This window comes from Pseudoalteromonas sp. T1lg65 (assembly GCF_051930985.1).
In the GTDB taxonomy this organism is placed as follows: Bacteria; Pseudomonadota; Gammaproteobacteria; order Enterobacterales; family Alteromonadaceae; genus Pseudoalteromonas.
The window spans coordinates 3,538,894-3,562,500 of sequence record NZ_CP196837.1; the positions used below are offsets into that span (position 1 = coordinate 3,538,894).

At 44.2% G+C, this 23,607-nt stretch carries 24 protein-coding genes, 4 tRNA genes, 2 rRNA genes and 1 riboswitch (1 of these 31 only partly in view); of the genes, 3 read left to right on the top strand and 27 right to left on the bottom strand.

Going from position 1 to position 23,607, the window contains the following annotated elements; all coding sequences use genetic code 11:
- Positions 1–4: 4 nt before the first annotated feature.
- The 16 genes from ACSLBF_RS15655 to orn form a co-directional block, all read right to left on the bottom strand.
- Positions 5–484, bottom strand: coding sequence for a hypothetical protein (locus ACSLBF_RS15655; RefSeq protein WP_440054287.1), 480 nt, complete (start codon positions 482–484; stop codon positions 5–7).
- Complete coding sequence (locus ACSLBF_RS15660; RefSeq protein WP_440054288.1) at positions 477–1,037, bottom strand: RNA polymerase sigma factor; 561 nt, start codon at positions 1,035–1,037, stop codon at positions 477–479. The genes ACSLBF_RS15655 and ACSLBF_RS15660 overlap by 8 nt, the downstream gene beginning before the upstream one ends.
- 300 nt (positions 1,038–1,337) lie before the next feature.
- Positions 1,338–3,098 carry a DUF7305 domain-containing protein gene (locus ACSLBF_RS15665; protein WP_440054289.1) on the bottom strand — a complete coding sequence of 587 codons (1,761 nt, stop codon included), beginning with the start codon at positions 3,096–3,098 and terminating at the stop codon, positions 1,338–1,340.
- Positions 3,099–3,101: 3 nt separating this feature from the next.
- Positions 3,102–3,620 carry a PilW family protein gene (locus tag ACSLBF_RS15670; protein ID WP_440054290.1) on the bottom strand — a complete coding sequence of 173 codons (519 nt, stop codon included), beginning with the start codon at positions 3,618–3,620 and terminating at the stop codon, positions 3,102–3,104.
- Positions 3,620–4,054, bottom strand: coding sequence for a type IV pilus modification PilV family protein (locus ACSLBF_RS15675; protein WP_440054291.1), 435 nt, complete (start codon positions 4,052–4,054; stop codon positions 3,620–3,622). Before ACSLBF_RS15675 ends, ACSLBF_RS15670 begins: the two co-directional genes overlap by 1 nt.
- The gene (locus tag ACSLBF_RS15680) at positions 4,045–4,512 is read right to left on the bottom strand and encodes a GspH/FimT family pseudopilin (RefSeq protein ID WP_440054292.1); all 468 of its coding nucleotides are present in this window, start codon (positions 4,510–4,512) and stop codon (positions 4,045–4,047) included. Before ACSLBF_RS15680 ends, ACSLBF_RS15675 begins: the two co-directional genes overlap by 10 nt.
- Positions 4,499–4,909, bottom strand: coding sequence for a type IV pilin protein (locus ACSLBF_RS15685; protein WP_440054293.1), 411 nt, complete (start codon positions 4,907–4,909; stop codon positions 4,499–4,501). The genes ACSLBF_RS15680 and ACSLBF_RS15685 overlap by 14 nt, the downstream gene beginning before the upstream one ends.
- Before the next feature lie 265 nt (positions 4,910–5,174).
- Positions 5,175–5,627, bottom strand: coding sequence for a 50S ribosomal protein L9 (gene rplI, locus ACSLBF_RS15690; protein ID WP_440054294.1), 453 nt, complete (start codon positions 5,625–5,627; stop codon positions 5,175–5,177).
- A gap of 35 nt (positions 5,628–5,662) precedes the next feature.
- Positions 5,663–5,890, bottom strand: a complete 228-nt coding sequence (gene rpsR, locus ACSLBF_RS15695; protein WP_002962753.1) for a 30S ribosomal protein S18 — start codon at positions 5,888–5,890, stop codon at positions 5,663–5,665.
- A gap of 11 nt (positions 5,891–5,901) precedes the next feature.
- Entirely contained in the window at positions 5,902–6,231 is a 330-nt protein-coding gene (gene priB / locus ACSLBF_RS15700; RefSeq protein WP_440054295.1) for a primosomal replication protein N, read from the bottom strand.
- A 38-nt stretch (positions 6,232–6,269) separates the two neighbouring features.
- Entirely contained in the window at positions 6,270–6,611 is a 342-nt protein-coding gene (gene rpsF, locus ACSLBF_RS15705) for a 30S ribosomal protein S6 (RefSeq protein WP_440054296.1), read from the bottom strand.
- Positions 6,612–6,805: 194 nt separating this feature from the next.
- Positions 6,806–6,881 (bottom strand) — tRNA-Gly (locus tag ACSLBF_RS15710).
- A 133-nt stretch (positions 6,882–7,014) separates the two neighbouring features.
- Positions 7,015–7,090 (bottom strand) — tRNA-Gly (locus tag ACSLBF_RS15715).
- 287 nt (positions 7,091–7,377) lie between these two features.
- Positions 7,378–7,453 (bottom strand) — tRNA-Gly (locus tag ACSLBF_RS15720).
- 47 nt (positions 7,454–7,500) lie between these two features.
- Positions 7,501–7,576: transfer RNA gene (locus tag ACSLBF_RS15725), tRNA-Gly, on the bottom strand.
- A gap of 148 nt (positions 7,577–7,724) precedes the next feature.
- Positions 7,725–8,270, bottom strand: coding sequence for an oligoribonuclease (gene orn / locus ACSLBF_RS15730; RefSeq protein WP_440054297.1), 546 nt, complete (start codon positions 8,268–8,270; stop codon positions 7,725–7,727).
- Between the two features lie 162 nt (positions 8,271–8,432).
- Here orn and rsgA point away from each other — a divergent pair, with 162 nt between their 5' ends.
- Entirely contained in the window at positions 8,433–9,491 is a 1,059-nt protein-coding gene (gene rsgA / locus ACSLBF_RS15735; protein WP_440054298.1) for a small ribosomal subunit biogenesis GTPase RsgA, read from the top strand.
- Between the two features lie 81 nt (positions 9,492–9,572).
- Positions 9,573–10,451: an archaetidylserine decarboxylase gene (asd, locus tag ACSLBF_RS15740; protein WP_440054299.1), complete on the top strand. Its 879-nt coding sequence runs from the start codon at positions 9,573–9,575 to the stop codon at positions 10,449–10,451.
- A 42-nt stretch (positions 10,452–10,493) separates the two neighbouring features.
- Here the strand turns inward: asd and ACSLBF_RS15745 are convergent, their stop codons facing one another.
- The 8 genes from ACSLBF_RS15745 to ACSLBF_RS15780 form a co-directional block, all read right to left on the bottom strand.
- Positions 10,494–11,243: a HesA/MoeB/ThiF family protein gene (locus tag ACSLBF_RS15745; RefSeq protein WP_440054300.1), complete on the bottom strand. Its 750-nt coding sequence runs from the start codon at positions 11,241–11,243 to the stop codon at positions 10,494–10,496.
- Positions 11,236–12,759 carry a thiamine phosphate synthase gene (thiE, locus tag ACSLBF_RS15750; protein WP_440054301.1) on the bottom strand — a complete coding sequence of 508 codons (1,524 nt, stop codon included), beginning with the start codon at positions 12,757–12,759 and terminating at the stop codon, positions 11,236–11,238. The genes ACSLBF_RS15745 and thiE overlap by 8 nt, the downstream gene beginning before the upstream one ends.
- A 37-nt stretch (positions 12,760–12,796) precedes the next feature.
- On the bottom strand, positions 12,797–13,594 hold the full coding sequence (locus ACSLBF_RS15755) for a thiazole synthase (RefSeq protein ID WP_440054302.1): 798 nt from the start codon (positions 13,592–13,594) through the stop codon (positions 12,797–12,799).
- A gap of 1 nt (position 13,595) precedes the next feature.
- Positions 13,596–13,793: a sulfur carrier protein ThiS gene (gene thiS, locus ACSLBF_RS15760; RefSeq protein WP_440054303.1), complete on the bottom strand. Its 198-nt coding sequence runs from the start codon at positions 13,791–13,793 to the stop codon at positions 13,596–13,598.
- Positions 13,790–14,800, bottom strand: a complete 1,011-nt coding sequence (locus tag ACSLBF_RS15765; protein WP_440054304.1) for an FAD-dependent oxidoreductase — start codon at positions 14,798–14,800, stop codon at positions 13,790–13,792. The genes thiS and ACSLBF_RS15765 overlap by 4 nt, the downstream gene beginning before the upstream one ends.
- 45 nt (positions 14,801–14,845) lie before the next feature.
- A complete protein-coding gene (gene thiC / locus ACSLBF_RS15770) occupies positions 14,846–16,798 on the bottom strand; it encodes a phosphomethylpyrimidine synthase ThiC (protein ID WP_440054305.1) in 1,953 nt (650 codons plus the stop codon).
- A gap of 137 nt (positions 16,799–16,935) precedes the next feature.
- Positions 16,936–17,070: riboswitch (TPP riboswitch) on the bottom strand.
- A 42-nt stretch (positions 17,071–17,112) separates the two neighbouring features.
- On the bottom strand, positions 17,113–17,532 hold the full coding sequence (locus ACSLBF_RS15775; RefSeq protein ID WP_440054306.1) for an META domain-containing protein: 420 nt from the start codon (positions 17,530–17,532) through the stop codon (positions 17,113–17,115).
- 88 nt (positions 17,533–17,620) lie between these two features.
- Positions 17,621–18,013, bottom strand: coding sequence for an acyl-CoA thioesterase (locus ACSLBF_RS15780; protein ID WP_440054307.1), 393 nt, complete (start codon positions 18,011–18,013; stop codon positions 17,621–17,623).
- A gap of 118 nt (positions 18,014–18,131) precedes the next feature.
- Here ACSLBF_RS15780 and ACSLBF_RS15785 point away from each other — a divergent pair, with 118 nt between their 5' ends.
- Positions 18,132–20,210, top strand: coding sequence for a TonB-dependent receptor (locus tag ACSLBF_RS15785; RefSeq protein ID WP_440054308.1), 2,079 nt, complete (start codon positions 18,132–18,134; stop codon positions 20,208–20,210).
- A 629-nt stretch (positions 20,211–20,839) separates the two neighbouring features.
- Here the strand turns inward: ACSLBF_RS15785 and ACSLBF_RS15790 are convergent.
- From ACSLBF_RS15790 to ACSLBF_RS15800, 3 genes are all read right to left on the bottom strand, one after another.
- A protein-coding gene (locus ACSLBF_RS15790) for an IS630 family transposase (protein WP_440056190.1) occupies positions 20,840–21,869 on the bottom strand; the annotation gives its coding sequence in 2 pieces (ribosomal slippage) (positions 20,840–21,419 and positions 21,418–21,869; 1,032 coding nt in all).
- 311 nt (positions 21,870–22,180) lie between these two features.
- Positions 22,181–22,295, bottom strand: a 5S ribosomal RNA gene (gene rrf / locus ACSLBF_RS15795).
- 116 nt (positions 22,296–22,411) lie between these two features.
- A 23S ribosomal RNA gene (locus tag ACSLBF_RS15800) occupies positions 22,412–23,607 on the bottom strand (it continues 1,686 nt past the right edge of the window).

The window sequence follows — 23,607 nt, forward strand, 5'->3', positions numbered from 1 at the left end:
TCTCCTAAATCTGTTGCCAACGAGGCTGATGAACCTTGTTGATAAGGTCTAACTGTTGTTGATACACCTGAGCAAGCATTCTTAATAGCGCTGCATTTTCAGGATCATTTTTAAGCGATAACTTAACGGCTTGCTCTGCTTGCTCTAATTCTTGTAATTGCATTTGCCAATCTGACGTCAGCGCAGGTTGCGTATCATACTGTACAAGCAACGCTTGCTTTTGCTGTTCAAAAAAAGAGCTCATATTCGCTAATGAATCTTGTTTCGGCTGGTTCATTACCACTTGCCAGGCAAATAACCCTGCAACAGTACACGCTGCAATACCAGTTAGCTTTTGCCAATGGTTATGAGTGGTTTGGCGCACCGGAGATTCCTGATTAATGGCTTTTTCGATACCTAACCACAAATCGCGCTGCGGCTCGGGTGTCGATAAGTCATTGCTTAACTCCGCTTGGATAAATTCATCAAAAGATGGTTTACTCATTTTCATACCACTCCTGCAGTAAATTTCTCGCTCTATGGTACTGCGACTTGCTTGAGCCGACGGCCATATTCAACATATTGGCAATTTCTTCATGTCGATATCCTTCAACCGCATGCAAAACAAAAACTAAACGAGCACGCTCTGGTAATCTTACAATCAGCTTATCTAAACCGTTTAACCCCGAACACATAGCCGCTGACTGCTCATCCATGCCACTACTTTCAATACTCACAACCTTTTGTAACCAGTTTTTATGAGTTCGCAAATAACTAATTGCGATGTTACTGGTCACACTGTGTAACCACGTTGAGAATTTTGACTGTCCTTTAAACTGGCCAATTTTATTCCACAACTGGATAAAAACCTCTTGAGTCGCCTCTTCTGCATACTCTGGTGATGCCAGTAACCGCAAACACAGTCCGTAAACTCTATTCTTATGTGCCATATACAATTGCTTGAAGGCAGCCTGATCGCCGTCTTGAATTCGGGCAATCAACTCATCAATCTGCTGAGCCCCATTTGGTGGCACTGCCGATTCGGCATCTACTAACATCTTTATTTTCCCTTGTTATCGTTCTTGCTAGCTTGATATAAATGATGTTTGCTTTCAAGTTACTGAGTTAGACGTAAGGCAAATGCGAAAAGGTTTAAAAGAGTTAAGTTATTTATTCGATAACGCAGACAACAACGAGAAAAGATCGCGAGCTTCGCCATTGTTGTGCTGTGAGCAGTACTTTCTGTCGCCAGGATTTTACATAAGAACGATGAACATTCTTAGTCTATGTAAAGTAACGGATGGCAATGAGTCGATTCACACGGGTAGAATTAAGGCCCTAGAGAAGGGCCTTAAAAACTATTCTGAAATTTCTGCTTTTACACTTTCTGGTAGTCGATAGAACCAGCGGTCAAAAGTTAATGTTGGGATACCAGAGGTAGAGTCACCACTTCCTGATGAGCCACCGCCGACAACTGTCTTCAACGCTTCATCAAAGTGAAAATCAGGGTTACCTTGCCCATTTATATACGAACCTAGAATACTACCGTAAATGGAGCCATTCCCGGTGATATCGATAGTCGCTAACGGAGCATAAATCACCGAGTACATATCGCTGTCACCACTAAGCGAAATAGCTTCTCCAGACTTATTAGAATAGATGCTAAATGTGGCATGCCCACCACTAGTTAAGCCATGCCGCTCCACAATCACATCGCCACTGCCGCCCAATTCGACTTTTCCTGTAACGAACAAGGTCAATGAACTATCGTCTTTTATCGTCAATGAGGAGCCACCAGTTATACTGAAGTCACCATCTACCAAGAAGATCACGTCTCCACCTTGAATCGTCACATTGCCATTACTCGACAACGAAAAGCTCTTCATGCCAAATACGTATTCTTCTTCACTGTCATTTTCGATAACGTCTTGATAGCGTTGCGCATTCTCGTCAAAGGTATACACATTTTGTTGAGTCGCTAATATAACGCCTGAGTCGCTCACTTTTCCACTATTGCCTTGGCGTGTTTCATAGCCAACTCGAGTAGGTGTGAAAGTGTAATAGTCGTTTGCATCTATGGTGTAATTTAGAAATGCATTGCTATTGCCGATTACATTGCCCATATTACTGATGATCCCTGCGGGGTCACATTGCTCGGAATCTGGCGTGTATGTCTCCAGAGGTATTAAGCCTGGGTCGACATTATATTTGGCTGCGGAGTAATGTATGCCGTCTTGATAAAAGTCACTGCCATCAGGAAACGTACCGCTACCACCGTATTTAATGTCGAGATCAACACCTTCAAGGTTGGCTATTGAAGCTCCCCATTCCATTGTCGCATCGCCTGAAGCTCTAACATACCCAGAGATCTCACCGCCGCGATGAATAAAGTCGCTTAATGTTTCAACATTCCCATCAACTCGAACCCCTCCTCCCGAAGAGATCTCTACGTTACCATTCGCTTTGACGTTACCGTAAATGGGTGAAGAACCGGTTAGATATACCCCACCAGTAGAGTTCACATCGCCCTTAATAATTGAGTGACCTTGTAGGTATACATGCGCATTATTACCACCGGTGGTAATTAACGCATTACTTCCTTTAGTTTCTTCATAACTACCTTGCGACGAATCGTAACTATCAATTAAACCACTTCCTTTTAAGGTTACGCCCATACAACCAGCGATTAAGCTGTCGTTGACGGGTGACTTGGTCGCTGGTTTAAATTTGTAATAAGCAACAATTCTATCGTTTGAATCCCCACTGTAGCGCTCACCAGAGCTAACAATGATGATAATGTCATCATAGTCTGGATGTGCATGTGCGCTTACGTCATATTTCAGGTCATCACCGATCTCGCCGCCGCCCTTTAAAGGTTCTTGAACAGCAACTAGCTCATCTCTGGTTAACCATGGCTCTTGAACAAGCTTTGCTCTAAGCTGCTCTGCCATATCATAAATGCCTTTTTCAGATAAGAAGCGGGCATTCATACTCTTTTGAAAATTACCAGACAAACGCTCTTGCACAAGCGTTTCTTTCATCGCGCCAAATACAATTACACCTGCCATAGTGCTTAGCAGCAACACTTTGACGAGTGTAAAACCTCTTTGCTTATTCATTATTTACCTCACCATAATAATTCGAGTGGCTGCAAGGCTAATCACGATACCGCCTGCAAATTGTGTTGGGACATTCTCAGGAGTAACGGTCACATCAACTAACAAACCGCTGGCACGACTACTAAAAGTCAAAGCCTGAACACCTCTTAATAAATCAGCGACTCCTAAGCTTGTCCCGGTCGCTCTGTCAACAATGTCGCAAGTTAGATAATTATCCCTTAAAGTATAGACTTCATCATAGTCAATGGTAGGTACAGTACCTTGACAAGAAGGGCTAAACGGATCTTGTTGTACAGTGATAGTTAAGCCGTTAGCAGAGATCGTAGGCATGCTAGCTGTTTGCTTAATGCTACGTGATAAAATCTGCTGCGTGTATCGGAGTACCTCTTGTGCACTTGCCAATTCTTGTGCTGATGCAATAGTCCCTTTGATTGCGCTATAAGACATGACGATACCAAGTAGTAAAAACGTCCCGATCGCCACCGAGACCATTAACTCTACGAGTGAAAAACCTTTATTCATTAGAGTATCGCCGTAGGTATACAGTTTTTACGCACATTCACAAACGTAGCGTTGATCGTTACTTGATCGGTATTATTAACAGCGTCGGTATTGACACGCGTATCCACCCATGTCACCGAAATAGGCATACTATTTGAGTAGGTACTAGGAACCACTACGGTAAACGAACTTCTCAAGTTAGGCGGTGCAAGAAGCAGATCTTGAAAACTTGCGTTGTTATAATAGGTAGGCTGCACTTGCTGTATGGTGCATAACTGAGACCATATTTGCTCCATCGCATTCTGACTCAATATTAAAGACACCGTATAATCAAAACTATTGGTAGCATATTGCAGCGACCTCAACTGAGTTGCAGCCAAACCTAATAGCGCCACACTGGCTATCAGCATGGAAATCATCACTTCTATAAGAGAAAAACCTTGTACTACACGCAACCTTGTCCAGCCTCCGCTATCCAACTCTGTCCACTGAGTAAAATACACAGACGGTAGTCAACTGTACTGTCTTCATTATCGGTGATCAAAATGTTTACATTCTGATTTAGCTCTCCAGTGGAGCTCACCACGATATCAGGGTAATTTATCGCGATACTTTCATGGGTCGTTGAAAACTCATGCAACACGGCCAATTGCCCACTTCTTTGGGCCTGTAATAACCATTTATCTTCACTAGCTGTTAATACGATGCTTTTCGCCTGCTTGACGGCTTCACTACGAGCATACTTGTAAAATGAGCTAATCTGATTTGCATTATTCACGACCCTGTCTTGCTTAATCTGGTGCATAAACGATGGGGTAGCAAGAAATGTTAAGATCCCAACAATCGCCAATGCAACGATTAACTCAAACAATGAAAAACCCGCTTGTTTCGTATTGTTATTACCAACAGTCATTAGCTTCTGCACCTTGAGTTCCGACATGGTTTAATGTAAGTACGCCACAACGATCAGAGTGTTGAGCTGAACCTTCTTTAGGAGTAGCTTTCAACTCAAAAGCTCGACTTGTAAAATTGCCACCACCAGTTGGCTTTTGCTGATGCGTATATTCGAAAGTGTAGGTACTTAAGGTCGGCAAGCCGGTGAATTGATCTGAATCTGGGTAGCCTCCGTTACGCGAATACATGCGTTCAAGCAATACAGCAACCTGCAACATATTTTGTTGCGCTTCTGAACGCCGACCATCTTGTACTGACTCTATATAGGATGGATACGCCAAGGAGCCCAAAATAGCCACAATGGCTACCACGAATAACAACTCCAATAATGAGAAACCTTTTTTATCGCGCTTCATAAATTACCCAAAACAAAGACAACGCTGTCATTTATTACAATAAAATATAGCAACTACGAAAACAATACAAAAGGGTGATTTTCGTTGTTACTTTTTTGACCAGCTTACAGTTTTTTGTATTTGTTAGATCGATAGTAGCGCTCAAGATTTGTTCTAAAGTAGCTATATCTCTGAGTTTTAAAAGGCTGGTGAACTATATCAGTTCAAAATTTAGCAATAAAAAAACCGTGCACGGTTGCGCACGGCTTTTCACTTAATTATAAAATTAAGCTTCTGCGATTACGATTACTTTGATCGTAGCAGTAACGTCTGAGTGTACTTGGATAGCAACATCAAATTCGCCAGTCTCACGGATAGTACCTAGAGGTAGACGAACTTCTGATTTAGCAACCTCAACACCTACAGCAGAGATAGCATCAGCAATATCGCGAGTACCGATAGAACCGAATAGCTTACCTTCATCACCTGCTTTAGAAACTAGAGTAACTTCAGCTAGTGCTTCTAGTTTTTCAGCGCGTGCTTGTGATGCTGCTAGCTCTTCAGCGATTTTCGCTTCAAGATCAGCACGACGAGCTTCGAATGTTTCAATGTTAGCTTTAGTCGCTGGAACTGCTTTACCTTTAGGGAATAAGAAGTTACGTGCGAAGCCTGCTTTAACGTTAACCTGGTCACCTAGGCTACCTAGGTTTGCAATTTTGTCTAGTAGAATAACTTGCATGTCTCTACACCTTTTAAAAACTAGTAGTCAGCTGCTTACTTATGTAAGTCAGTGTATGGAAGAAGGGCTAGGTAGCGAGCACGCTTAATAGCTGTTGCTAGCTGACGCTGGTATTTAGCGCTAGTACCTGTGATACGGCTAGGTACGATTTTGCCACTTTCTGTTACGTAGTTTCTAAGAGTAGCCAGATCTTTGTAATCGATTTGTTGTACGCCTTCCGCTTTGAAACGGCAGAACTTACGACGTCTGAAATAACGTGCCATGAGTAATTTCCTCAATTAATTCTTTCAATATGTTGTGCGTGTAGTACTAGTTGACTTAAGCCATTTCGGCTTTCGTGACGGTTTATAAAACCTCTAACTTGTACTGCTTGCCCAACGTATAAATGCTCTGTTTGAGTTCGGAACTGTTCACCACTAGCGACTACCTGAATACGCACATAAGCGTTTCGAGTTAAATCTGCTTCTAACTGCATTGATTTGTGCTCAAGTACAAAAATACAGTGTGGAATACCAGCGGGACTTTGACTCATTTTTGGTGTTTTACAAATCATGCCCGAAAGCACATATTGATTTGTGTACAGGTCAACCTGATTACTCACCATTACCTCGAAAGGTCAGTCAAATCCGAATTCAACAACGATTAAGCAGTCGCTGCTTCTTTTTTCTCTTCTTTTGCAAGAGGAGACGCTTCAGTTACCGCGTTCTTAGTACGCATAACTAGGTTACGAAGCACTGCATCGTTATAGCGGAAAGAAGTTTCAAGCTCGTTGATTACTTCAGTTGGTGCTTCAACGTTCAATAGAACATAGTGCGCTTTGTGAAGCTTCTCGATTGGGTAAGCCAGTTGACGACGACCCCAGTCTTCTAAACGGTGAATAGTACCGCCAGCTTCGGTGATAGCACCAGTATAACGCTCGATCATACCAGGTACTTGCTCACTTTGGTCTGGGTGAACCATGAATACGATTTCGTAATGACGCATGGATATTCCTTACGGTTAATATAGCCTCGTCCTGTTTCGGCCAGTCAGGGTAAGGCAAGGAACGATATTGGTTAGGCCGAAAGAGCGCGTATTTTACGCGTAGCATTAAAAATAAGCAATCAGTTTATTGCTAGATTTTTTAGATTTGAGAACGAAAATTTAGGAAGTTTCTAAGGGATTGATATATGGGAAGTTGGAGCGGCACACGAGGTTCGAACTCGTGACCTCAACCTTGGCAAGGTTGCGCTCTACCAGCTGAGCTAGTGCCGCATTCCGTAATTTGCTCTTGTTTTCCGCTGGAGCACAACCTGAGGTTGCGTCTAACGTTTTAGCAGCTGAGCTAGTGCCGCATCACAATTTTAAAACATTCAATTTGATTTAATTCAGCTGAACTTCTGAAATTTGGAGCGGCACACGAGGTTCGAACTCGTGACCTCAACCTTGGCAAGGTTGCGCTCTACCAGCTGAGCTAGTGCCGCATTCCGTAATTTGCTCTTGTTTTCCGCTGGAGCACAACCTGAGGTTGCGTCTAACGTTTTAGCAGCTGAGCTAGTGCCGCATTCCGTAATTTGCTCTTGTTTTCCGCTGGAGCACAACCTGAGGTTGCGTCTAACGTTTTAGCAGCTGAGCTAGTGCCGCATTCCGTAATTTGCTCTTGTTTTCCGCTGGAGCACAACCTGAGGTTGCGTCTAACGTTTTAGCAGCTGAGCTAGTGCCGCATCACAATATATTCTTTGTTTTTACAGTCGAATATTGAACTGATTTTTGGAGCGGCACACGAGGTTCGAACTCGTGACCTCAACCTTGGCAAGGTTGCGCTCTACCAGCTGAGCTAGTGCCGCATCACAATATATTCTTTGTTTTTACAGTCGAATATTGAACTGATTTTTGGAGCGGCACACGAGGTTCGAACTCGTGACCTCAACCTTGGCAAGGTTGCGCTCTACCAGCTGAGCTAGTGCCGCATTCCGTAATTTGCTCTTGTTTTCCGCTGGAGCACAACCTGAGGTTGCGTCTAACGTTTTAGCAGCTGAGCTAGATTTACCGCGAACGGCTTGTCATCTCAAGCGGGGCAGGATTCTACAATATTCGATTGGCTTTGCAAGTATTTTTTTATACTTTGAAGAATTTTTCTTGATACACCTTTAACTCCATAATTGAGTCTTTAATGTCATCAAGTGCCAAATGGGAACTTTTCTTCTTAATTTCCTTTAACAACTCAGGTTTCCAACGACGAGCAAGTTCTTTAACCGTACTAACGTCTAGGTTTCTGTAGTGAAAATAAGCTTCAAGTTCTGGCATATACTTATTTAGGAAGCGACGATCTTGACCGATGGAATTACCACACATAGGAGAAGCTCCGGGGGGAACCCATTCTTTTAGGAATTCTAACGTTTTATCAAGTGCGTCTTGTTCAGAGAATTTACTGGCTTTACAACGAGCGGTTAGTCCTGAGCGCCCATGTTGATTAGTGCACCATTCATCCATACCATCTAGTAACTCATCACTTTGATGGATGGCAATAACAGGCCCTTCAGCCAAAACATTTAAATCGCCATCAGTGATCACTGTTGCGATTTCTAAGATTCTATCTGTCTTAGGTTCAAGCCCCGTCATTTCGAGGTCGAGCCATATCAGGTTTGATTCATGAAAAGACATACACTACCTTAACGGTACTTTCCTTTAGATCCAATGCAATTAGATATATCATATTAGTTTACACACTCGACCTAAAGCTTTTTTTACCGAGCATAGGCGTTTAAATGATTTATAGCCTAATTTCGCACAGTGTGCACGCCTAAGCTTAAGCAGATGATATAGATGGCAAAAAAGAAAAAACTTAGTAAGGGCCAATCCCGACGGATCAGCGCCAACCAACAAAAACGCATTCAAAAAGCCAAAGACAGCCCGCAATTGGAGTCGGAAGTCACTTGGCAGAGTGATAATTTAGGTCCTACAGAACCTGCTGTGGTGATCAGTCGATTTGGCCAACATGCCGATATTGAAACTCAAGATGGTGAAATATTACGCTGTAATATTCGCCGAACCGTATCGAGTATTGTCTGTGGTGATGAAGTCATTTTCCGCAAAGCCAATGTCAGCGAAGGCGACCTTGCTGGTGTCATTGAAGCCGTTGAAGAAAGACGCTCGCAACTTACTCGACCCGACTTTTACGATGGGGTTAAAGTGGTGGCCGCCAATATTGACCAAATTTTGATGGTATCTGCAGTCGTTCCCGAGTTCACGCCCAATATCATCGATCGCTACTTAGTGGCTTGTGAAGATATGGGCATTGAACCTATTTTGCTTCTCAACAAAATCGACTTGCTTGATTCAGAAAGTTTGCAATACGTCGATGAAGTACTCGATATCTACCGTGAACTTGGATATCAAGTACTTCTAGTGAGTAACAAAACGGGTGATGGTATTGAAGCATTAAAAGCCAAACTGGCAGATAAGAACAATATCTTTGTCGGTCAATCTGGCGTCGGCAAATCTACTTTGGTAAATACGGTTTTACCCAACGCTGATATTCTGACTCAGGAAGTTTCTGAAAATAGCGGTCTAGGTCAGCACACCACGACGGTATCACGCTTACACCACTTACCCTCAGGCGGAAATCTCATCGACAGTCCAGGCATTCGCGAATTTGGTCTTTGGCATTTAGAAGTAGATCGCGTGACCTGGTGCTTCAAAGAGTTTCGCGAATATATCGGTGGCTGCCGGTTTAGGGACTGTAAGCATTTAAATGATCCTGGCTGTATTATTCGTGAAGCCGTCGATGAAGGAAAAATAAGTGAGCTTCGCTATGAAAGCTACCATCGTATCTTAGAATCTATGGCTGATGGACGCGCTGGTGCGCGAGCGCCAAGAGTTTGATAATATTTGTGATATGACACACCGGCTGGGTATGAACTCTTCTCCCAGCTTTTGGATTAATTCTGTAGGGATCTAACCAAAGTGAACCTAGATAAATTAAAAATAGCAATGCAATATGCGCTGCCAAAACACGCTCTGTCTCGACTTGTCGGCAAACTCGCGGCAGCACAAGCAGGTGCACTAACCACTGGGCTTATTAAACTGTTTATTAAGCAATACAAGATAGATATGAGCGAAGCCCTGTATGAAGATCCCGCGCATTACAAAACGTTCAATGAATTCTTCACACGTCCGCTGAAAAATGGCATTAGACCACTTGCAACAGAGCCTGAGATCATTGCTCACCCAGTTGATGGTGCGATTAGCCAACTTGGTGAAGTGGTTGATGGACAAATCATTCAAGCCAAAGGCCATGACTACAGCCTACAAACCTTACTCGGCGGAAAAGAAGAAGATACAGTGCCATTTTTAGGCGGAAAGTTTGCCACCATTTATCTTGCGCCAAAAGACTATCATCGCATTCATATGCCTGTCGATGGCACACTGAGAAAGATGATTTACGTTCCTGGTGACTTATTTTCAGTAAATCCACTGACAGCACAAAACGTTCCCAATCTATTCGCACGTAACGAAAGAGTTGTAGCTATTTTTGATACAGAAATAGGACCACTTGCGATGGTACTAGTTGGCGCGACCATCGTTGCCAGCATAGAAACAATATGGGCTGGCACCGTGACGCCACCAGCAGGCAAAGATGTATTTAGCTGGGACTACCCGGCAGAAGGGGATAATGTTATCAAGTTGAACAAAGGCGAGGAAATGGGCCGTTTTAAACTAGGTTCAACCGTCATTTTAGCTTGGGGTGCTGAGCAAGCTGATTTCTTAGCAGATCAACAGCCTGAAACGGTTACTCGTATGGGTACACCATTTGCAACAAAAATCACGTCAACGGAAGCCTAAACACCGCTTTTATTGGAGCTAATCAATTTAGCTCCAATAAAACTACTTCTCTGAGCAGCAAGTACAAGCCTTATCTTTTTCTAACTCAATAATACTTTGCGACATTGAAAGTCCCGAGTAATAGCTAAAATGACTACCTTGATGGTGACCAAGCAGTACATTGATTGCTAGCAATGCTTGTTGAGCACCTATCACCCCCAACAGTGGACTCATCACACCAGCATTATCGCAATTCAATGCTTCTGATTGTTGGGTGTTTGGAAAAATGCACTCATAACATGGGGACTGTTCACGAAAATCAAAACACATTAGTTGACCTCGTGCAGCAATTGCGGCCCCAGAGATAAGTACTTTCTCATGTGCCAAACAAAAACGATTTAATAAATAGCGAGTTGCAAAGTTATCACTACAATCCAATACTATATCGGCTCCCTTTAGGGCAGGTTCAATGTTGGATTCTGTGAGCCTTTCAGCTATCGGAAAGAGTGCTATTTCATTATTAAGACTGGCTAATACTTTACCTGCAGCTTTGGATTTTTGCTGTCCGAGATGATTGATTTTATACAAAATCTGCCGCTGTAGATTGGACAGTTCAACCATGTCATCATCCACAAACGTGAGCTTGCCGACTCCACTTGCGGCCAGGTAAAACAATGCGGGGCTACCTAAACCACCGCAACCAACAACCGCAACGTGCGCAGCTTTAAGCTGTCGTTGCCCTTGCTCAGCCACCTCCTGTAACAGTAAATGCCTGCTATATCTTACTTTTTCTTTATCACTCAGCTCAATCATATTGCGCCATGGCTTGAATTAGTTGATCAACAGCAAGCTGTGGCTCATCAGCTTCGGTAATAGCTCGTACAACCGCAATACTTCCGACACCTGTACTTGCTACTTCTGGAGCCCTTTGCAAGTTGATCCCGCCGATGGCCACAGTGGGATAATGCCCTTCCATCAGTGGGACAAAATGACGAAGCTTTTCTAAGCCTTGGATCTGACCAGTCATATCTTTTGTGGTCGTTGGGTAAATTGCACCAAACGCCAGATAACTGGGGCGATAATTATGCGCTCGCAGCATTTCATAAAAACCATGCGTAGAAATACCTAATCGCATTCCCGCCTGCTGAATTGCTGCAAGGTTTGCTGTTGCGATATCTTCCTGCCCTAAATGAACGCCATAAGCATTATACTTTAATGCCAATTCCCAATAATCGTTGATAAACACCTTCGCGCCGTATTTGTTACCTAGAGAAATTGCCGTTTCTATCTCTTGCTCTAAATTAGCTTGTTGCGCATCTTTAATCCTGAGCTGTACAGTTTTTACGCCCAAGGATAAACATTTTTCCACCCAATCGGCGCTGTCTACGACGGCATAAACACCGAGAGACTCGTTTATTTCGGCAAATCCAGCAGCAAAATTAAACGATTCCGGCTGCTCAAATTCCAACTCATCCGCCAGCCAAGAACCCGCTTCTATTACTTGTGGGTAATCAGCTAAAGATTCAGGAAAACCGGTGTGTGCGACAGGGCCAATACCTTCGCCAAAGCGCATCGCTTCTTTTAGTCCCCGGTTGATATAAGCTTTTGCTAAAATAAACGCATCTTTCAAGGGGTACTGCTTCGCCAAACAAGCGGCCATCGCCGAGGCCAAACTACAACCTGTACCATGGTTATGAGGTGTCGCTATCTTCTCATTTCCTAGCCAGAAATCTTCAACACCATCCGTTGCGTAGTCGATGCAATAGCCTTTGGGATAGTCCCAGTGACCACCTTTAATCACAACCGATTTAACTCCATATTCCAGCAGCTTTTGCGCCGCTTCTTTTACCGCACTTGGACCAATGAGATATATACCGGTCAATAACTGTGCCTCATGAGTATTTGGTGTTATCAGGTCGACTAATGGCAATAAATGCGTTTTCAATGCATCAATGGTATCTTCTTCTGTCAGCTTATCTCCACTACTAGCTATCGCTACCGGATCGTAAACTACTAACGGTGGTGAAGACCAAGTTTGTTTGTAGTGACCAATGTGCTCAGCAACCAGTTGAACCTGCTGAACGTTAGCCAACATACCAATTTTGATCACCGCAGCTGGCATATCCTGCTTAAGCGCCACCAACTGTGACTCAATCACTTCCGTTGAGATCGGATTTAAAGACTCAACACCAACACTGTTTTGCGCGGTCAGTGCGGTTATCACTGTACAACAATGAGTAGAAAAACTATGCGCTGCTTTAACATCAGCCTGAATACCTGCGCCGCCGCCAGAATCAGAACCTGCAATGCTCCAAATAACCTGAGACAAGATAACTCCTTAAATAATACTGCGATGTTTATGTTAGTTAGCTTTGATGCCAAAAGGGCATGCCCATTGTTGGTGTAGAAGGTGCAGCCACCTCTTTTTGCGGCATCGCCTTAGCCAAATAAGACCAACGTCCCGCCTCTACTCCTGACTTGAATGCTTTCGCCATCGTAACCGGACAACCTGCGCCTGCAACCGCGGAATTTAATAACACTGCATCGTAGCCTAACTCTAGTGCCTGGCATGCATGAGATGGAATGCCAAGGCCGGCATCTACAATCAATGTTTGATGTGGTAAACGCTCGCGAATGGTTTGTAGATTATAAGGGTTTAATAATCCTTTACCTGTGCCTATCGGAGCGCCCCATGGCATTAGCACTTCACAGCCAAGTTCATCTAAGCGCTGGCACAACACCAAATCATCAGTGCAATAGGGTAACACTTTAAAGCCGTCTTTGAGTAATATCTCAGTGGCTTGCAGTAAGCCGATTGGATCTGGTTGTAAATTATATTCATCACCGATCAGTTCCAACTTTATCCAATCAGTAGCAAAGACTTCACGACACATTTTTGCCAGCGTGACCACTTCTTTTACACTATGACAACCTGCCGTGTTTGGTAATACTCTTAAGCCTAACGACTTAATAATCGACCAAAAGTCTTCACCTGCTTGCTTGGTTTGTTGACGTCGAAGCGACACAGTAACCACTTCAGCGCCTGAAGCGATGATGGCACTTTTCATAATTTCTGGTGAAGGGTATAAGGCTGAGCCAACTAATAGGCGGCTGTCGAATTGCTCGCCGTATATGGTTAATAACTGATTCTGTTGCCCTGTCATATTAGCCACCTTGGATCGGAGAAAGTAACTCTACCTGATCCCCTTCATGCAACTTTGTGTCAGCCAAATTGCTACGTGGCACAAAGCTCCCATTTACAGCTACTGCATATGGAGCTTGCGCACCTCGCTGCTCAACAAGTTGTAAAATCGTGACATCCGTATCCACACTGATACGCTCGCCATTAAAATGAATATTCACAATAACTCCTGTGATAAGGCTTGTTTGACTACATAAGGCGCTAGCAAATACCCGTGTCGATACAAACCATTTATGCGAATGAGATTACCACTTCGTTCAATACGAGGGTGATTATCTGAAAACGCGGGTCTAAGCCCTGCATTGAGTAACAATACTCTGGCTTCTGCAAACCCTTTGTGCACCGTATAAGCAGCAGATAGCAACTCTAACGTTGAGCGCACCGTGATTGGGCCACAATCCTGAGACTCGATCTCCGTTGCACCAATTACGAACTCATGCTCTGGTTTAGGTGCGATATAGATTGGGTAGCGGGGATGCATTAATCTGATAGGGCGAGACAGCGACACTTCCGGCGCATGCACTCTGGCGACTTCGCCACGCACCCCACGAAGCCCTTGCATTTCCGACTTTGCGCCCACTCCTCGACAATCAATGACCCAATCAAATTGGCTGGTTAAGTTTTCAATAAGCTGATTATCACAAGCTGCCACAAAGCTAAACTGCACATCTCGCTTTTGCAATGTTCGATAACTGGAACGATAAAAAGCCAAATTATCGAGCTGCCCTTCGCAAGGAAGATACAGCCCTTGATTGAAATGCTCCAGCTCTGGCTCAAGTGCGCTTATTTCTTCTCGACCTACGCTTCTTGCAGAATGTGAAGCCAACGGCTTTAAACGCCGCTCAAAGCTTAGTAAATCACCACGGTCTTGTTGATGAGCCACAATCAAGGAACCTTGTTGTTGAAAGAAAACTGCTTCGTCAAGCTGTGTCAATAGCTCGGGCCATAACCTGATCGATTCAAGCCCTTGTAGAGCAAGTTCTGCATCACAAATAACGGATTCAGCTAATGGCGCCAACATGGCGGCAGCCATGCTCCCTGCACTATTTGAAGCCTGCTCATCATCTTTTTCAAAAACAGATACTTGATAATGATTACTCAACATCAAGGCTGCAACTCGACCCACTAAACCGAATCCAACAACAGCAACTCTCGCTGATTTTGTCATGTTCGACTCCAAAGGTTGGCCACTCACAACAGTGGCCGATTGTGATTAAACAGACTTATGGTAAAGCTCAGCGCCAGCGCGTTTAAACTCTTCAGACTTGGCACGCATTTCCGCTTCAACATCGACCATTTTTATTGATAGATTTTCATCGATGTTGTTTGGATCGATACCTTTTGCTTCAAGCTCTTTGGCGTAGTCACGCACATCCTGAGTAATCTTCATCGAGCAGAACTTTGGTCCACACATCGAGCAAAAGTGTGCCACTTTTCCTGATTCTTGCGGTAAGGTTTCATCGTGATACGACAAGGCTCGCTCTGGATCTAAGCTGAGGTTAAATTGATCATGCCAACGGAATTCAAAACGAGCCTTAGATAGTGCATTATCACGTACCTGCGCTCCGGGATGACCTTTCGCTAGGTCAGCTGCATGTGCGGCAATTTTATAGGTGATCAAACCTTCTTTTACATCTTCTTTATTCGGCAGGCCTAAGTGCTCTTTTGGCGTGACGTAGCATAACATTGCTGTGCCATACCACGCGATTTGCGCCGCGCCAATGCCTGAAGTAAAGTGATCATAACCTGGCGCGATATCGGTAGTTAATGGGCCCAGTGTATAAAATGGTGCTTCATGACAGTGCTTAAGCTGCTCATCCATGTTTTCTTTGATCAGGTGCATCGGTACGTGACCTGGGCCTTCAATAAACACCTGAACATCATGTTGCCAAGCAATTTTGGTTAATTCACCCAGAGTACGAAGTTCTGAAAGCTGTGCTTCATCATTCGCATCGGCAATCGAACCGGGACGTAAACCATCTCCCAATGAAAAACACACGTCATATTGCTTCATGATCTCGCAAATATCTTCAAAATGCGTGTATAAGAAGTTTTCTTTATGATGCGCTAAACACCATTTAGCCATGATGGAACCACCGCGAGAGACAATCCCCGTAATCCGCTTTGCCGTCATCGGTACATAGCGAAGCAGTACGCCAGCATGAATAGTAAAATAATCAACCCCTTGCTCAGCTTGCTCAATCAATGTGTCTCTAAAGATCTCCCACGTTAGGTCTTCTGCCACACCGTTCACTTTTTCCAGCGCTTGATAAATTGGTACCGTACCAATTGGCACCGGAGAATTACGAACTACCCACTCTCGGGTTTCGTGGATATATCGGCCCGTAGATAAGTCCATCACCGTATCCGCGCCCCAACGCGTTGACCATACTAATTTTTCAACTTCTTCTTCAATTGAAGAAGTGACTGAAGAGTTACCGATATTCGCATTCACTTTCACTAAGAAATTACGGCCAACAATCATCGGCTCGGTTTCTGGGTGGTTAATGTTATTGGGAAGAATTGCTCGGCCTCGGGCTATTTCGTCACGAACAAATTCAGGGGTAATAAAATCAGGAATACTGGCCCCGAATGATTGACCTTTATGCTGCTGGGCCAACAAGTCTTCACGAATTTTGGCACGGCCCATATTTTCACGGATCGCCACATATTCCATTTCTGGAGTGATGATCCCCTGACGAGCATAGTGCATTTGCGTGACATTTTTGCCTGGCTTAGCGCGGCGGATTTTTGGTAAATTTTCAAAACGGATATGGTCGAGGCCTTCATCCGCCATACGCTGCTGAGAGAACTGAGAAGTTACAGAATCAAGAAGCTCAGTGTCATCTCGCTCTACGATCCATTGCTCTCTAAACTTTGGTAAACCCGCACGCACATCAATCTGCAGTTCAGGATCTGTATAAGGGCCTGATGTATCGTACACTCGCACAGGCTCATTCGATTCAAAAATAGGGTTTTCTTCTGTTCCACCGACAAAAGAGTCACTTAAGGTGATCTCACGCATGCCGACACGAACTCCGGCTTGTTCGCCTTCAACATAAACTTTATGTGAATTTGGAAATGGTTGACCTGTAAGGTTATGGATAAATTCCGCCGCCGCTGCTCTCGATTCGCGACGTGACAACTTGCTACTGTTATTTGACATGACTTCCTCTAAATTTTACTTACAAAGGGGTCTTGTCAGATTCTCCATAAAGGAGAGAGACGAGGATAAACCTCGGGCTAGGTGGATTTAGCGATAACGGCTTCTTATCACTACAAACAGACAATTAAAATTGCTTAACTATCTGTCAGCTTGTTCCCTACGCAGGCATTAACCTGATCAGGTCCACGGATCCCGCAAAAAGCGATCTCAGCCTTGAAAATCAGTAATAACCAAAGTCATTGACTGCTACAAAGGCACTCCGACAAGTAACGAATTGTGGTCAGTCTACTGCTTGATAAGCGCGCTGGCAAGATTTACTGGCGCGTAAAGACAAACTGCGGCGAACCAACCAGTGTCAACGTTTCACCTTCAACGATAATTTCAACACCTTCACTCAACTTCGCCATAAAGGTTTGTTCTAACTTTGCACTTTGTTCACCACAAAATTTTCTGGTCATACCCAAATTACTGACTTTTAGCTGCGCCTGCTTGAGTTCACCTTCACCGAAAAAGCGATTACAGCCCGAATGTCCAGTCACCTGAAGCGCTTCAATAAACTGTAGAGAAACGGCATGAGAGAACTGTGAGGGATCAGATAACTCCACTGACAACGCAGAATCTGAAACTGAAACTAAACGCCAATTTGAATGTTTTAAAAACTCAGCTGTTACCGCGTTATTAGAAGCACAGCCTGTTAATATCAGCAGACCGCTAATAAAAAAAATTAGTTTCATCGCCCTACACAACGTGAATTTTACTACTTTCCACATTATAACGTGAAAATGACAAAAAAATGCTGTAAATATCTGTAATTTGTTTCATTTATTCATCAAATAGGTGAGTAATCTCAGGTGGAAGATAAGGCCGACCTTTTTCATTTACCGATGTTCCCGTTACAATGGCATCTAGCATTAACTTTTCATCTCGAGCTCTGATTATTTTTTGATGAAAAGCAAATTTGATTCGGCTAGCTCTACGCAACTCGACTTCAACATAAAAAGCATCTCCAGGGCGTAGCGAGTCTTTGTAGTCCATCTCACTACGGATAACGACTAAATTAATTTTTTGTTCCGCCAACGCCGCAAAATCCACTTTTTTATCTAACAAAAATTCATGTCGAGCATGCTCTAAGTAGTTAAAGTAAACACTATTATTTACAATGCCTTGTATATCACATTCATAGTCTCGAACTTTAAAATCCACTTTATAAGTCATTATCGCTGATTCCTCATTTCCACGAAATTTGAGCGCTATGATATAACAGATTTATACTTTTAAGTGGTCTGGCTTTTGCTAAACTGTGCGCAAAATAGGTTGGATACATAAAAAAGTAATGAAATTAAAACTCTCTCTAGTCTCTATGGCATTGATGCCACTACTTTCTACTCACGTCATTGCCGACGATAACATCGAAACCATTGTCGTTACTGGTGACTTTCAAAAAGAATCAGTACAAACCCTTAGTGCCAGTGCGTCAATTTTTGACCAAGAACACATTGACCGCAGAGGCGCACAATACTTAGACGAAATTCTTGCAGCATCGGCCAACGTAAACTTTTCTGCTGGCGCTTCGAGAGGACGATTTTTGCAAATTCGTGGGGTCGGTTTGCGTTCGCAATTCGTCGACCCGATTTACCCAAGTGTCGGCTTAATTATCGATGGCATTAATTACTCAGGACTTGGACAAAGTGCGCTGCTATTTGATGCCGAATCAGTAGTAATTTATAGAGGACCACAAGGTACAAAACATGGTTCAGATGCGCTGGCCGGTCTTGTTGAAATCAATACACCTGCCCCAAGCATGGATAACAATTTAAAACTGCAACTCGGTGCAGGTAACTATGGTAGTTACGAAGCGGGTATTGCTGCGGGCACAGGGTTGACCGATGATACTGCTATTAGAGCTAGCTTTTATCAACGCGAGTCTGATGGCTATATGGACAACCTCTACTTAGAAAAACCAACGCAAACGCTCGACGAGCAAGTCACGCGGCTGAAACTAAATAGCCAACTAAGCCAGCACTTAGCGCTAACTTTTAGTTACCATCATATAAACACTGACAATGGATACGATGGTTTCACACTAGATAACTCTCGTCGCAGCGTCGCAGATGAACCTGGTTCCGATCAGCTTGAATCAGATGCATTCGCGGTACAAGCTCGTTATACGGAAAACGCAGCGTTTGACGTTGACATTAAATTTTCAGGTATGAACGCTGATACTTTGTATAGTTATGACGAAGATTGGACTTGCAATGATGCATCCAAACCACAACTCTGTGCAGCAGGCCTCTACCCCGATGGCTATAGCTCTACTGACGCCTATCGACGTAAGCAGGACAAAGGCGATATTGAAGTTATAGTGCAGGACAAAAAGCAGTTATGGGTAGTCGGTGGCTATGCCAAGCGCCGAGACATCGGGTTATCCCGTGATTATACATGGCTGGGCTCAGTATTTAGCTCAGATTACTCGGTGACTAATACTGCTCTGTTTGGTCAATATGTGTACCCCCTTTCTGAGCAAACCGATCTCATCACGGGTCTTAGAGTAGAACGTTACTCGGCCCAATATCATGACAGCAATGCCTTTAACGTCGATGATGACACTAACATGTGGGGTGGTAAGCTCGCACTTGAATATCGTGTTACACCAAGCACGATGATTTATACCAGCCTAACTCGAGGCTACAAAATTGGTGGTGTTAACGGAGAAGCGCTAGCGAAAGCTAATGATGAGGAGCTTCGCTTAGATGAGCAAAACTACAACTTTGATCCTGAATATTTATGGAATATCGAATTTGGAGTAAAAGGACAATCTGACGATCAACGTCAAACCGTACGCGTGACCACCTTTTATATGCATCGTGAAGATATTCAGCTAAAGCAATGGCAGACCAAAGGGGTTGAGTTTGCGGGCTACTTTGATAATGCCGGTAGTGGCAGTAACTACGGGATTGAGGTTGAAGGTCGATTCCAATATACCGATCGCTTAGGCTTAACTTACAGTGCCGCTTACCTTAACTCTGAAATTAAAGACTTTGTAACCGCGGATGGACTTGACCTAAATGGCGCCGAACAGGCTCAGTCACCAAACTACCAATACTCTATTTCGGCTGATTATGCATTGACAGATAACCTTGTCGCTGAAATTGCCATTGAAGGTAAAGACGAATACTTCTTTTCAAGCAGTCACCGTGAAAAAGCATCGAGTCATAATCTCATCAATGCTAGCCTCAATTACTTCAGCGATAACTGGTCACTAAGAATCTGGGGCCGAAACTTAGCTGATGACGACGTCGCGGTAAGAGGGTTTCGTTTTGGCAATGACCCTCTACTGGGTTATCAATCGAAAACTTATGTTCAGTATGGTGAGCCTAGGGTATATGGCGTAACCTTCAGCTACGAGCTTTAGGGTGACAAAAAGTCGAACCTAGAAGTAACATTAGCTAAGAAAGCAAGTGTCTTTTTGCATTTGATAAGTGCAAAAACACCAGAACCCGTCGCATTGCTGCAACGGGTTCTTTTTTAGGTTCTACTTCGCTACAAAGTAGGATGTTCCATTCTTTTAAATAGAGAGCGCGTGACAGCTGCCACACAATCATCAATTGCTGTATTGGTTATCGTTGCTTGACGTCGGATGGCGCTACGCTTATGCCGACCTACTTGGTGTGGTGTTGAAAGTATTTGGGTAGGTTGGAAAAGCGAAGCGCCTTCCAACATGGTCAGGTTTGGTAAAGACAAAAAGCAAAAAACCCGACTCTTTCGAATCGGGTTTCTCTTATAAGGCCCTGGCGATGTTCCGTTCTTTTAAATAGAGCGCACATGGCAACTACCACACTATCATCAATTGCTACATTGGTTATCGTTGTTTGACGTCGGATGGCGCTGCGCTTATGCCGACCTACCAGGTGTGGTGATGAAAGTATTTTGGTAGGTTGGAAAAGCAAAGCGCCTTCCAACATGGTCAGGTTTGGTAAAGACAAAAAGCAAAAAACCCGACTCTTTCGAATCGGGTTTTTCTAATAATACCATTTTGAATAATTAACTGGTCAGATTTATCCAGTCCCTAAAGCACAATGATTTCACCCTGTCAGCACATGAGATAAACGCATTCCATGCATCACTTACCTGCTCCAAAATGTCATCGTAGTTTGCAAACGTTCTGTTTGACAGCTTATGTTGTCTGAGCCAACTCCACACTTGTTCTATGGGGTTTAACTCTGGGGAATAAGGCGGCAGCCTGATGATCACTACATTCTCCAAGCCTTTTACTAAACCATCTTTGAAGTGCCAGGCTGCGCGATCCATCACGACCACAGCCATTCTTCCTGGTTGAGTCTTTTGTGATATTTGTTCCAGGTGACAATACATGGCTTCTTTATTCACTAAAGGTGAGATGAGTGCTTCTGTTTCACCAGTCGTCGGACACACTGCGCCAAATAGATAGGCATATTCGAATTGTTGCTGCTTTACGACTCTTGGACGTGAGCCTTTTTCAGCCCAAACTTTTGTAGTCGAAGTTTGCTGACCAAATCGTGCTTCATCCTGAAACCACACATCAATGCGTTCAGGGAGAAGGTGTCCCGGGATGTGAAGGATCGTTTCCAGCTCAAAGTTTTTTAAAAGCTTTCTGGCGAGCTTGATCTCCTTTGGGGTGGATTGACCGACTGCTAATCCATGAGAAGTTTTGCCTTTTCAATAGCCTGTGAACGGCCGACAACTCGTATTCTATGTTAAAAGACTCAGATATATACTGCTGAATATCTTCTAATGTTAGCCGACCACCTTCCGTGCGGTTTATAGAGTTGAGTACAAATGCTTTAAGCTGCTTCAGCTGTGAATCATCAAGTTTGCAAGGGCGGCCCGAGCGAGGTAATTCCTCCAAGCCTTCTAACCCATAGTCGAGATAGTCTTTCACCCATTTATTCACGCTAGTACGGCTGACCTTTAAGTATTCAGCAATCTGATAGCGAGATTTACCTTCAAAGAAATGAGCTAGTGCGAGCATGCGCACTTTCTTTCTTGGATCTTTAGTCTGTTTGGAGAGCTTAATAAATTCAGAGGGCTGCAAAATCACTATCACTTCGATGATAATTGGATTTTGACATTAGATCATAAATTTAATCAATTTGGTATAAGGCCCTGGCGATGTTCCGTTCTTTTAAATAGAGAGCACATGGCAGCTGCCACACTATCATCAATTGCTACATTGGTTATCGTTGTTTGACGTCGGATGGCGCTACGCTTATGCCGACCTACTTGGTGTGGTGTTGACAGTATTTTGGTAGGTTGGAAAAGCAAAGCGCCTTCCAACATGGTCAGGTTTGGTAAAGACAAAAAGCAAAAAACCCGACTCTTTCGAATCGGGTTTTTCTAATAAGGCCCTGGCGATGTTCTACTTTCACATGGCAGCTGCCACACTATCATCGACGCTGTTTTGTTTCACTTCTGAGTTCGGCATGGGGTCAGGTGGTTCCAAAACGCTATGTTCACCAGGAAATTCTGTTCATCAACAAGCATCTGCTCATCGATATAAAATCTGGAAAGCTTAATTAAATTCTTTGTCTACTTTAGTTTCATTAACTTCTGTCGCTTAAACCACTTTGGCGTTGTATGGTTAAGCCTCACGGGTAATTAGTACGAGTTAGCTTAATGGCTCACACCACTTCCACATCTCGCCTATCAACGTTGTAGTCTTCAACGGCCCTTTAGTGGAGTCGAACTCCAAGTGAGAACTCATCTCGAGGCTCGCTTCCCGCTTAGATGCTTTCAGCGGTTATCGATTCCGAACGTAGCTACCGGGCAATGCAATTGGCATCACAACCCGAACACCAGCGGTTCGTCCACTCCGGTCCTCTCGTACTAGGAGCAGCCCCTCTCAATTCTCAAACGCCCACGGCAGATAGGGACCGAACTGTCTCACGACGTTCTAAACCCAGCTCGCGTACCACTTTAAATGGCGAACAGCCATACCCTTGGGACCGACTTCAGCCCCAGGATGTGATGAGCCGACATCGAGGTGCCAAACACCGCCGTCGATATGAACTCTTGGGCGGTATCAGCCTGTTATCCCCGGAGTACCTTTTATCCGTTGAGCGATGGCCCTTCCATTCAGAACCACCGGATCACTATGACCTACTTTCGTACCTGCTCGACGTGTCTGTCTCGCAGTTAAGCTTGCTTCTACCATTACACTAACCGTACGATGTCCGACCGTACTTAGCAAACCTTCGTGCTCCTCCGTTACTCTTTGGGAGGAGACCGCCCCAGTCAAACTACCCACCAGGCACTGTCCTCAACCCCGATTAGGGGCCTAAGTTAGAACATCAACACTACAAGGGTGGTATTTCAAGGTCGGCTCCACAGAAACTAGCGTCTCTGCTTCAAAGCCTCCCACCTATCCTACACATGTAGGGTCAATGTTCAGTGCCAAGCTGTAGTAAAGGTTCACGGGGTCTTTCCGTCTAGCCGCGGGTACACAGCATCTTCACTGCGATTTCAATTTCACTGAGTCTCGGGTGGAGACAGCGTGGCCATGGTTACACCATTCGTGCAGGTCGGAACTTACCCGACAAGGAATTTCGCTACCTTAGGACCGTTATAGTTACGGCCGCCGTTTACCGGGGCTTCGATCAAGAGCTTCGCATACGCTAACCCCATCAATTAACCTTCCGGCACCGGGCAGGTGTCACACCGTATACGTCATCTTACGATTTTGCACAGTGCTGTGTTTTTAATAAACAGTCCCAGCCACCTGGTCACTGCGGCTCTCGTCTGCTTACGGAGCAAGTCCTTCACAAACAAGAGCG